Consider the following 11,467-nt stretch of genomic DNA (forward strand, 5'->3'; position numbering starts at 1 on the left):
TGTCCTCCAGCATGGCCTTGCGGCGGTCACCGAAGCCCGGAGCCTTGACGGCCGCGACCTTGAGGCCGCCACGCAGCTTGTTGACGACGAGGGTGGCAAGGGCTTCGCCCTCGATGTCCTCGGCGATGATCAGCAGCGGCTTCGAGGTCTGGACGACCGACTCGAGCACGGGGAGCAGCGCCTGCAGCGACGAGAGCTTCTTCTCGTGCAGCAGGATGTAGACGTCGTCGAGCTCGGCGATCATCTTGTCGGCGTTGGTGATGAAATAGGGCGACAGGTAACCGCGGTCGAACTGCATGCCTTCGACGACATCGAGTTCGGTCTCGGCGGTCTTGGCTTCCTCGACGGTGATCACACCCTCGTTGCCGACCTTCTGCATGGCTTCGGCGATCATGTCGCCGATGGCCTTTTCGCCGTTGGCGGAGATCGTGCCGACCTGGGCCACTTCAGCGGAGCCCTTGATCTTCTTGGCGCGCTTCTTGATGTCCTCGATGGCGACGGCGACGGCCATGTCGATGCCGCGCTTCAGGTCCATCGGGTTCATGCCGGCGGCCACGTTCTTGGCGCCTTCACGGACGATGGCCTGGGTCAGAACGGTGGCGGTGGTGGTGCCGTCGCCGGCGAGGTCGTTGGTCTTGGAAGCGACCTCACGGACCATCTGGGCGCCCATGTTCTCGAACTTGTCTTCGAGTTCGATCTCCTTGGCGACGGTCACGCCGTCCTTGGTGCTGCGCGGAGCGCCGTAGCTCTTGTCGATGACGACGTTGCGGCCCTTGGGACCCAGCGTCACCTTCACTGCGTTGGCGAGAATGTCGACGCCGCGAAGCATCCGTTCGCGAGCTTCACCGCCGAAGCGGACTTCTTTAGCAGCCATGAGTGTCGTCCTTGTGATAACTGAATTGAAACATCAAACGGTGCGGGCTTACTTGTTCAGCACGCCCATAATGTCGGATTCCTTCATGATCAGGTACTCAGTGCCATCGATCTTGACTTCCGTACCCGACCATTTGCCAAACAGAACGCGGTCACCCTTCTTGACGTCGAGAGCAACGACCTTGCCGGACTCGTCACGAGCGCCCGGACCCACGGCGATGATCTCGCCCTGCATCGGCTTCTCCTGGGCGGTCTCCGGAATGATGATGCCGCCCTTGGTCTTCGTGTCTTCCTCGACGCGCTTGACAACAACGCGGTCGTGCAGAGGACGGAATTTCATGTGGTAACTCCTCGTCATATTTACATTATTTGAGGTTTTTAAACTGACCGTCTCCCTCGGGAGGCCAGCCCTGTTAGCACTCTGATAGGCTGAGTGCTAGCAGCTAGGGGAAGAGATAGGTCCGAGCGCGCGCTCCGTCAAGGGGCAGGCAGCAGGCAGGGTTAAATTTAGGCCGGTCCCCGCCCGACCCTAGAAAAGCGATGCGACAGCCTTGTAAAGACTGCGGAATTTGATCAGCTTTTCGGCATAAGCGGCAGCCAGGGCCGGATCGGGTGCCACCTCGGCCGCAATTCCCGGCTTTCTGCAAACCACTTCAGGGTCTTCCCCGGTCGCCGCCAGCCGGGCGAGGCGTGCCGCACCAAAGGCGGGGCCGGTTTCGGAGCCATCCTGCAGCAGCACGGTCTTGTTGAGGGCGCTGGCCAGGATCTTCATCCAGAAGCGGCTTTTCGATCCGCCGCCGTTCACCGCAATGCGGTCCGGCAACTTGCCGGTTGCCTCTAGGTAATCCTGTGCATCTGCGAGCGACAGGGCGACCCCCTCCAGCACGGCCTGAGTCACCTGTTCCGGCGTGGTGGCAGGAGTGAGCCCGAACAGGACGCCCTTGGCATGGGGGTTGTTGTGCGGCGTCCTTTCACCCGAAAGATAGGGCAGGAACAGCACAGGCGAGGGCCCGGTAAAGGCGCGCTCTGTGTCCTCCAGCAGCTTGCCGATGTCCGCTCGGCCCAGCAGGCCCGCCGCCCAGGCGAGTGCGCCGGCACCATTGAGCAGGGCCGCCATCTGGAACCAGCGGCCGGGCAGGGCATGGCAGAGGGTGTGAATCAGGTGTTCGGGCGCCGGGTGGTAGCTCTCACGCGCCACGAAATACTGAGTCGCGGTGCCCAGCGAGATGAAGGCGTCGCCCTCGTTCACGGCTCCGCTCGCGACAGCCCCCGCCGCCGCATCGCCCGCACCTGTGGCCACGATGGTGCCGGGTGCCAGGCCCCACGCCTTCGCCACCGCGCCCTGCAGCAGCCCTGAAACGGTGGAGCCCTCGAGCGGCGTTGGCAGCATCGCCAGCGGAATGCCCACTGCCGCCGCAATTGCGGGCGACCAGTCACGCTTCGCCCCATCCAGCAGCAGAGCGCCTGAGGCATCGCACATGTCGGTGGCGAAGCCGCCGGTCATCCGGAAGCGCACATAGTCCTTGGGCAGCAGCAGATGCCGGGTGCGCCCGACTGCGTCCGGCTCGTTGCGCGCAATCCACAGAAACTTCGGGGCGGCGAAGCCCGGCATGGCGGGCACGCCGGCGATGGTGCCGATCTCCGGAAGCCTACGGTTCAACTCTTCGGCTTCCGCATGCGAGCGCCCGTCATTGTGCAGGATGGCGGGGCGAATGGGCACGCCCGCCTCATCCAGCAGCACCGCGCCATGCATCTGGCCGGCAAGCCCGATGGCCTTGATGTCAGCCCAGGCCGTGCCTGCCTTGTGGCGCAACTCGGAGACGGCCTGTTCAACCGCCGCCCACCAGTCCTCCGGGTTCTGCTCCGACCACAGTTCCTGCGGACGCGACACGGCGAGCGGTGCCGTCGCGGTGGCGAGGATGTGCTGCTCCCCGTCCACCACCACCGCCTTGACGGAGGAGGTGCCGATGTCGATGCCGAGGTACATCAGCCCTTCTGGGCCACGAGCATGTAGTTCACGTCCATGTCGCGGCTCACCTTCCAGGCGCGCGTGAAGGGGCTGTAGGTGACGCCCAGCTCTTCCTTCACCGTCAAGCCGTTGTCGCCGAGCCAACCCTTGAGTTCGGCAGGCGTGATGAACTTCTCCCACTGGTGGGTGCCCTTGGGCAGCCAGCCCAGCACATACTCGGCACCCACGATTGCAAGGCCGAAGGATTTCAGCGTGCGGTTGAGGGTGGCGACGAACATCAGCCCGCCCGGCTTCAGCATGGCGGAACAGGTGCGGGTGAAGGCTTGCGGGTCCGCCACGTGCTCGATCACCTCCATGTTGAGGATCACGTCAAACTGTTCGCCTGCCGCGGCCAGGTCCTCGGCGGTGCCCACCCGGTAGTCGATGTCGAGGCCCATCTCGTCCCGGTGAACGGTCGCCGTCTTGATGTTCCTTTCCGAGGGATCCACCCCGGTGATCGAGGCGCCAAGCCGCGACATGGGCTCTGTCAGCAGTCCGCCGCCGCAGCCGATGTCAAGGAAGCGCAGGCCCTTGAAGGGCTCCCGCTCGAGGGGGTCGCGGGCCAGCCTCGCCGTCACCTGCTCCTTGATGAACTGCAGCCGGACCGGGTTGAAGACGTGCAGCACGCCGAATTTGCCCTTGGGGTTCCACCATTCGGCGGCCATGGCCGAGAACTTGGCGACTTCGGACGGGTCGAGGGAGGGGGCAGCGGCGGTCATTCTGAAATCCAATTTTATGCTTTGGGCATTATTGCATAAGCGAAGCCTGTCATCTATGAGTACGCCGCGCCGCACCCGGGGGTTCAAATTCCTTCAGAGTTGACCATCAGCCGGACCTCCCGAGGAGGGGTTTCCGGGCGGCAGGGGACATGAAAGGTTTAGGGCCGATGGGCCGTCTGGTTATGAAGTTCGGGGGGACTTCGGTTGCGGATATCGCCCGCATCCGCAACGTCGCCCGTCACGTTGAACGCGAGGTCAAGGCTGGCCATCACGTGGCCGTGGTCGTCTCCGCCATGTCGGGAACGACCGACCGGCTCGTCGGCTGGTGCCGTGAGGCCGCCGCCGTCCATGACGCCCGTGAATATGACGCTGTGGTCGCCTCGGGCGAACAGGTCACTGCCGGCCTCCTCGCCATCGTGCTGCAGGACCTTGGCATTCCGGCCCGTTCCTGGCAGGGCTGGCAGATCCCCCTGAAAACTGACGGTGTCCATGGCGCCGCCCGCATCGCCGGCATCGACGGCGACGAGATCCGCAAGCGCATGGACCAGGGCCAGGTGGCCGTGATCGCCGGTTTCCAGGGCATTGGCCCGGACCGCCGCATCACCACGCTGGGCCGTGGCGGGTCTGACACGTCTGCCGTGGCTATTGCCGCAGCACTTGATGCCTCCTGTGATATCTATACCGACGTCGACGGCGTCTACACCGCTGACCCCCGCATCGTGACCGGCGCCCAGAAGCTCGACCGCATTTCCTATGAGGAGATGCTGGAGCAGGCCTCCCTTGGCGCCAAGGTGCTGCAGACCCGTTCGGTCGAGCTCGCGATGGTGTATAAGGTGCCCCTGCAGGTGCGCTCCAGCTTCGAGGCGCCTGATGCGCCGAACCAGAACAAGCCCGACGGGACCGGTCCCGGAACACTCGTTTGCGATGAGGAACGTATCGTGGAACAGCATGTCGTCAGTGGTGTCGCCTATTCCCGTGACGAGGCGAAAGTCTCCGTCCGCCGTGTGAAAGACCAGCCCGGCGTTTCCGCCGCCATCTTCGGCCCGCTCGCCGAGGCCGATATCTCGGTCGACATGATCGTCCAGAACATCTCGGCTGACGGCTCCTTCACCGACATCACCTTCACGGTGGCCAGGAAGGACCTGCGCAAGGCGCTCGAAGTGCTCAATGCTGTCCGCTCCAAGGTCGGCTTCGACGAGCTTAGCCATTCGGCCGATGTCGCCAAGGTGTCGATCGTCGGCATCGGCATGCGCAGCCACGCCGGTGTCGCCGCCAAGATGTTCCGCGCACTCGCCGACAAGGGCATCAATATCCAGGCCATCACCACCTCCGAGATCAAGACCTCGGTGCTGATCGACGAGGCCTATACCGAGCTCGCGGTGCGGGCGCTGCACACGGCCTATGGCCTCGACGCGAAGGTTGCCTGATAGACACATGCGCCTCATCATCAGCCATACCATGACGAAGGCCGGCCGCTCGAAAGCGGTCCGCGTCTCCGTACGCGGGGACGGCGGCTGATGGGAACCTCCGCCCTCGGCCCGCGCGTCCTGCTTAAGCGGCTCCGCGAGGTCATGGCGGAGCCGGTCACAGCACAGAAGCGCCTGGACAAGATCGTCCAGATCATCGCCGCCAACATGGTGGCCGAGGTCTGCTCGATCTATGTCATGCGGCCGGGCGATATCGTCGAGCTCTATGCCACCGAGGGCCTCAAGCGCGAGGCTGTGCACCAGTCCAAGCTGAAGTCAGGCGAGGGCCTCGTCGGCACCATCGCCGAGCAGGCGATCGGCCTCAATCTCTCTGACGCGCAGCAGCATCCCTCGTTCAAATACCTCCCCGAAACGGGCGAAGAAATCTACCACTCCTTCCTCGGCGTGCCGATCATGCGCGGTGGTGCGGTCATCGGCGTGCTCGTCGTGCAGAACCGTACGCGCCGGCATTACACCGAAGAGGAAGAGGAAGCCCTCCAGACCACGGCCATGGTGCTGGCCGAGGTCATCGCCGCGGGCGAGTTGCGCGAGGTGGCGAGCGAAGTCGCTGCCGACGTCGCGCATGTCAGAAGCCACCACCTGCGCGGCGACTCTCTCGCTGAAGGCGTGGCGCTCGGCCATGCCGTGCTGCACGAACCGCGCGTCGTCATCGAGAATTTGATCGCCGAAAACGTGCCGGCCGAAAGGCGCCGCCTCGAAGATGCGGTGGCGCAGCTTCGTGCCCACGTCGACGAGCTGCTCGACGGCTCGGATGCGCAGCGCGGCGCCACCGAATATTCAGACTTGCTCGAAACCATTCGCATGTTCGCCCATGACAAGGGCTGGATGAATCGTCTGCGCGAGGCGATCGACACCGGCCTCACGGCGGAAGCCGCGGTGGAGCGCGTGCAGAACGATAACCGTGCCCGCATGATGCGCACGCCGGACCCTTACCTGCGCGAGCGCATGCATGATCTCGACGATCTGTCGAACCGCCTGCTGCGCATCCTCACGGGCGCCATCGCCACCGCCTCGCGCACCGATCTGCCGCAGAACGCCATCGTGGTGGCCCGCAACATGGGCCCCGCCGAACTCCTCGACTATGACCGCACGAAGCTGCGCGGCGTGGTGCTGGAGGAGGGCGGGCGCACCAGCCACGTCGCCATCGTCGCCCGCGCACTGGGCATTCCCGCCATCGGCCAGGCAGAAGGGCTGATCGACCTCGTCGATACCGGAAGCCCCGTCATCGTCGACGGCGGAACGGGCGAGATCTTCGTTCGTCCGTCCACGGACCTTCAGCGCGCCTATGCCGAGAAGGTGCGATTCTATGCCCGCAAGCAGGCGCAGTATGCGGCGCTCCGTGACGAGCCCGCCATCTGCCGCTCGGGCGAGCGGATCGAGCTCAACATCAACGCAGGGCTGATCGTTGACCTGCCGCACCTCCATGATTCAGGTGCCGATGGTGTCGGCCTCTACCGCACCGAGCTGCAGTTCATGCTGGCAAGCCGCTTTCCCAGGCTCTCGCAGCAGATGCGCCACTACGGTGCCATCATCGAACAGGCGCAAGGCAAGCCCGTCACCTTCCGCACGCTTGATATCGGGGCTGACAAGGTCCTGCCCTATCTCCGCCAACCGAAGGAGGAGAACCCGGCATTGGGCTGGCGTTCGATCCGCATGGCGCTGGACCGGCCGGCCCTTCTCCGCCTGCAGCTTCGCGCCCTGATGATGGCGTCGGAAGGCCAGCCGATGAAGATCATGTTCCCGATGATCGCCGACGTCGAGGAATACAAGCGTGCCGTGGAGGTGGTGGAGCTCGAGAAGCAGTACCTCCTCAAGCGCGGACACGTGCTGCCGACGCCTTTGAAGCTCGGCGCCATGATCGAGATCCCGTCGCTGCTCTGGCAGCTCGACCATCTGCTACCACTGGTCGACTTCGCCTCGATCGGCTCGAATGATCTGGTGCAGTTCCTCTTCGCCTCTGACCGCGGCAACCCGAAGCTTGCCGGGCGTTATGATCCGCTGAGCCCTGCTGCATTGGGCGCCATGCGCCTCATCGTCGAGAAGGCGGCAGAACACAAGAAGCCCGTCACGCTGTGCGGCGAGTTGGGCGGCCGCCCGCTGGAGGCCATGGGCCTCATCGGCGTCGGACTCACCTCCGTTTCGATGGTGCCCTCGGCCATCGGCCCGGTGAAGGCCATGCTGCGCTCGCTTGACCGCGAGAAGCTGTGGAAGTTCATGGAGCCGCTGTTGAAGAGCCCGCTCCACACGCTGCGGCCGGAGCTCCTCGAGTTCGCCCAGCGCAACGGCGTTTTGCTTTAGCCCGCCCTGCCGCTGCTTCGACTGGTTAACGAATTGCTAGCAATGTAAGTTAGTATCGCAGGCTTCGCGTTAGCTTCCCATTCACCATTCTCGGTCATTCTTGGGCAAAAGGTAAACAGTGCCCGAGAGTGGTATCATGCGTGATGACAGCGTCGAGATGACCGGTGAGGCCCAGGCCTCGGTGGAAATGCACCAGGAGGCCGCCCACCACGAGGAGGCCGTCCACCACCTCGAAATCCGCGACAAGCCTGACGGCGAGACCGACCCGCTCGGCGAGGCCGGCTGGTATCTCGAGCATGAGCGCCTGATGCGCGGCCTCTCGCTCGAAGATGCGGCAGAAGGCTGCGGCATCCATCCCTATCACCTCGAAGCCATCGAATACGGCGACATGACCTGCCTGCCGCAGCGCGCCGAAGCGCTGGGCATGATCGGCGCCTACACGGCCTATCTGGGCTTCGACCCCGAGCCGCTGGTGCAGCATTTCGCGCAATTCATGCCGGTTCCGGAACTCGCCGCCGAGGTGCGCCACCCGGCCAACCCGGGTCCGCTCTCGAGCGCCAAGATCCTGGCCTTCGCGCGTGCCGCGAAGCTGCCGAAGATGAAGATGGGCCGCATTCCCGGCGGTGCCGGTGGCCTCGTTGCCGGCCTCGCCGGTGCCGTGCTGCTGTTCGGTGCGGCGAGCTACCTGCTGATGCCGGGCGCCGACACGGCGCCGGACAAGACGATCGACATGAGCAGTGCGGACTATCCGGCAGCACCGCCGCCTCCGGGCGCCGACCCGATGCCGACGGCCTCCACCGGTTCCGACACCGCCGATGTGACGGTGGGCAGCGAGCCGATGCCGGCGCAGGAAACCCAGACGGCGGCCGTCCAGCCCGAAGGCGAGAACGATCTTGATGGCACGGGCCTCGATGGCATCTCGGCGCTGATCGAGAAGAACGTGCCGCAGGCCACCGCCTCCACCTCGCCCGCCCCGGCTGCTGCCACGGCCACGCCGAACAAGAGCGGCGGCCAGCAATATGGCGACGCCGCAGGCGACAGCCGCCTGACGCTCAAGGCCAAGGCCCCGGTTTGGGTCAGGATCGAAGACTCCAACGGCAACGTGGTGATGACCCAGATGCTGATGAAGGGCGACACCTACCGCGTGCCCAACCGTGATGGCCTCGTGGTCATCGCGCGCGACGGCGGTCTGCTCGTCTATGTCATCGACGGCAAGGAAAAGGGCATCCTCGGCACGCCGGGTGAAATCCTGGTCGGCCGCTCGCTCGACATCAAGTCCTTCGAGACCTGACGCGGGGCCTTGCGCGCCGTCGTCCAGCGGGTTTCGGAAGCTTCCGTCACGGTCGATGGCCGGGTTACCGGCGCCATCGGCCGTGGCTTTCTCGTTCTCGTCTGCGCCATGGGTGGCGACAGCGAGAAGGAAGCCGAGAAACTCGCCCGCAAGATCTCCGCATTGCGCATTTTCAAGGATGAGGTGGGCAAGATGAACCTGCCCCTCTCCGCCGTTCAGGGCTCCGTTCTGGCTGTCAGCCAGTTCACGCTGGCCGCACAAGGCATGGAAAGCGGCAATCGGCCCGGCTTCTCCCACGCTGCCCCGCCGGATGTTGGCCAGAGGCTCTATGAGCATTTCTGCGCCATTTTCCGCGCCGAGGGCCTGGCGGTCGAAACCGGCATCTTCGCCGCCGACATGCAGGTCGACCTCGTCAACGACGGCCCGGTGACCATCCTGTTCGACACTGCGGCCAAGGACTGAGCTTCCAACCGGCGGGCGGTTCCGCTAGAAGCCCGCTCCATGTCCACCATTTCCCAAGAAAAGCTCGACCGCCTCATCCAGCGCTTCGCCACCGTCGAACACGACATGTCGTCGGGTGCGGTATCGGGCGATGGCTTCGTCAAGCTTTCCAAGGAATATGCCGACCTCGAGCCCACCGCGAAGAAGGCCCGCGAGCTACGCAAGGCCTATGACGAGCGCCGCGATCTCGACGAGATGATGAAGGCCGGCGGCGAACTGGCGGAGATGGCTCAGGCCGAACGCCCGCTGCTGGAGGGGAAGATCGAGAAGATGGAGCAGGAGGTTCGCATCCTGCTTCTCCCGAAGGATGCCGCCGACGACAAGAACGTCATCCTCGAGCTGCGCGCCGGAACCGGCGGCGACGAGGCGGCGATCTTCGCGGGCGACCTGTTCCGCATGTACCAGCGCTACGCAGCCTCCAAGGGCTGGCGCGTCGAGGTGATCTCGACCAGCGAGGGCGAGCACGGCGGCTACAAGGAAGTGATCGCCAACATCTATGGCGCCGGCGCCTTTGCGCACATGAAGTTCGAGTCCGGCGTTCACCGCGTGCAGCGCGTGCCTGCCACCGAGACTCAAGGGCGCATCCACACCTCGGCGGCCACCGTCGCGGTGCTGCCCGAGGCCGAGGACGTGGACATCAAGATCGAGGACAAGGACCTGCGGATCGACGTCTATCGCTCGTCCGGCCCTGGCGGACAGTCGGTTAACACGACTGACTCGGCGGTGCGCATCACCCACATCCCGACCGGCCTCGCGGTTGCCCAGCAGACCGAGAAGTCGCAGCTTAAGAACAAGAACGCCGCCATGAAGCTGCTGCGAGCACGCCTCTATGAGATCGAGCGCAACCGCATCGATTCCGAGCGTTCCGCGGCCCGCAAGGACCAGGTGGGCTCGGGCGACCGGTCCGAGCGCATCCGCACCTATAATTTCCCGCAGGGGCGCTGCACCGACCACCGCATCAACCTCACCCTCTACAAGCTCGACCAGATCATCGAGGGCCCGGCGCTGGAGGAAATGGTGCAGGCACTGATGACCAATCACCAGGCCGAGCTTCTGGCTGAAGCGGACAATGCCGGCTGACAATCTCGCCAGCCTTCTCGCCGCCGCCACCGCGCGGCTGAAGGCGGCGGGCTCCGACACCCCGACGCTCGACGCGCGATTGCTGCTGCAGGCTGTGGCGGGGCTCACCCGGGAAGACCTCATCCTCGGCCCGGACTGGCCCCTCATGCGGGAGCAGCTCGCGGCCTTTGAAGGCTTCGTGGCCCGCCGTGAGCGGCATGAGCCCGTGTCCCGCATCCTTGGCGAACGCGAATTCTATGGCCGCGTCTTCATGGTGACGCCTGCCACGCTCGACCCGCGGCCTGACACCGAAACGATCATCGAGGCGGCGCTGGCGGTGATGCCGAAGGGCGCCAGCCTCCTCGACCTCGGCACCGGAACCGGCGCCATCGCCATCACGCTGCTGGCCGAGCGGCCCGATGCCACCGGCATGGCCACCGACCTGTCACCCGAGGCCCTCGCCGTCGCGGCTTCGAATGCCGCCCGCCTCGGCGTCGGTGATCGCCTCACGCTGCTGGAGGGCAGCTGGTTCGCGCCGGTCTCCGGCACCTTCGACATCATCCTGTCGAACCCGCCCTATATCCCGGCTGGCGAAATCGCAGGGCTCGCTCCCGATGTACGGAATTTCGACCCGACACTGGCGCTTTCCGGAGGCGCCGACGGCCTCGGCCCCTATCGCGTCATCGCATCCGGCGCCGCCTCCCATCTGGGCGAGGGGGGCCACGTGCTGGTCGAGATCGGGGCAGGCCAGGCCGATGATGTCGAGGCCATTTTCGCCGCCCAGGGGTTTCAGACGGCCGGGCGACACCACGACCTGGGCGGGCATACCCGCTGCCTCGGCTTTAACCGCACTTAAAAATAGCGTTTGGAAATGAGGGGCCTGTGGGCTAAGTAGGAGTCAGAAACGCTTTCTGCCCTTTGTATTGGTGCCGGGAACGACGTGGGGGCAGCGCCGGGATGGCGCAAGAGCCCACTTGAAATCAGCACAGGCGGGGATATGGCAAGAGCCCTCCGGGACTCGCGCCGCTGGCAAAAGCCTTCTCAAACCAACGGGTTAAACTTGAATACGCTCATTTTCTGAGCAGATGTGAAACCGAATTGCCGCGGAACCACAGGTTCCCGTGAGGCAAATGCGTGCAACCTAAAGTCAGACCAAGTCTGAAGATGGAATATCGATGAGACCGACTCACAAGAACCGTAACCGCAACCGCCACCTCCGCTGCGGTGGCGG

10 protein-coding genes are annotated in these 11,467 nt (G+C 64.8%); 6 read left to right on the forward strand and 4 right to left on the reverse strand.

Annotation, left to right across the window (positions count from 1 at the left end):
* The 4 genes from groEL to ubiG all read right to left on the reverse strand — a co-directional run.
* A partial coding sequence (groEL, locus tag WCJ41_RS17270; protein ID WP_336907078.1) for a chaperonin GroEL occupies positions 1-874 on the reverse strand: 874 nt, incomplete at its 3' end.
* A 48-nt stretch (positions 875-922) separates the two neighbouring features.
* Positions 923-1,213, reverse strand: coding sequence for a co-chaperone GroES (gene groES / locus WCJ41_RS17275; RefSeq protein WP_336907079.1), 291 nt, complete (start codon positions 1,211-1,213; stop codon positions 923-925).
* 189 nt (positions 1,214-1,402) lie between these two features.
* Complete coding sequence (gene xylB / locus WCJ41_RS17280) at positions 1,403-2,860, reverse strand: xylulokinase (protein WP_336907080.1); 1,458 nt, start codon at positions 2,858-2,860, stop codon at positions 1,403-1,405.
* Complete coding sequence (gene ubiG / locus WCJ41_RS17285; protein WP_336907081.1) at positions 2,860-3,600, reverse strand: bifunctional 2-polyprenyl-6-hydroxyphenol methylase/3-demethylubiquinol 3-O-methyltransferase UbiG; 741 nt, start codon at positions 3,598-3,600, stop codon at positions 2,860-2,862. Before ubiG ends, xylB begins: the two co-directional genes overlap by 1 nt.
* 167 nt (positions 3,601-3,767) lie before the next feature.
* Between ubiG and WCJ41_RS17290 the strand changes: the two genes are divergently transcribed.
* The 6 genes from WCJ41_RS17290 (at position 3,768) to prmC (ending at position 11,092) form a co-directional block, all read left to right on the forward strand.
* Positions 3,768-5,027 carry an aspartate kinase gene (locus tag WCJ41_RS17290; protein ID WP_336907082.1) on the forward strand — a complete coding sequence of 420 codons (1,260 nt, stop codon included), beginning with the start codon at positions 3,768-3,770 and terminating at the stop codon, positions 5,025-5,027.
* A gap of 90 nt (positions 5,028-5,117) precedes the next feature.
* Positions 5,118-7,385, forward strand: a complete 2,268-nt coding sequence (ptsP, locus tag WCJ41_RS17295) for a phosphoenolpyruvate--protein phosphotransferase (protein ID WP_336907083.1) — start codon at positions 5,118-5,120, stop codon at positions 7,383-7,385.
* 136 nt (positions 7,386-7,521) lie between these two features.
* Positions 7,522-8,676: a helix-turn-helix domain-containing protein gene (locus WCJ41_RS17300; protein WP_336907084.1), complete on the forward strand. Its 1,155-nt coding sequence runs from the start codon at positions 7,522-7,524 to the stop codon at positions 8,674-8,676.
* Between the two features lie 9 nt (positions 8,677-8,685).
* Positions 8,686-9,138 (forward strand): D-aminoacyl-tRNA deacylase, encoded by a 453-nt coding sequence (gene dtd, locus WCJ41_RS17305; protein ID WP_336907085.1) that lies wholly within the window; start codon positions 8,686-8,688, stop codon positions 9,136-9,138.
* 39 nt (positions 9,139-9,177) lie between these two features.
* A complete protein-coding gene (gene prfA / locus WCJ41_RS17310; protein ID WP_336907086.1) occupies positions 9,178-10,257 on the forward strand; it encodes a peptide chain release factor 1 in 1,080 nt (359 codons plus the stop codon).
* A complete protein-coding gene (prmC, locus tag WCJ41_RS17315; protein WP_336907087.1) occupies positions 10,247-11,092 on the forward strand; it encodes a peptide chain release factor N(5)-glutamine methyltransferase in 846 nt (281 codons plus the stop codon). The genes prfA and prmC overlap by 11 nt, the downstream gene beginning before the upstream one ends.
* The last annotated feature ends 375 nt before the right edge of the window (positions 11,093-11,467 follow it).

Source organism: Aestuariivirga sp. (assembly GCF_037139295.1).
Classification (GTDB): Bacteria; Pseudomonadota; Alphaproteobacteria; order Rhizobiales; family Aestuariivirgaceae; genus Aestuariivirga.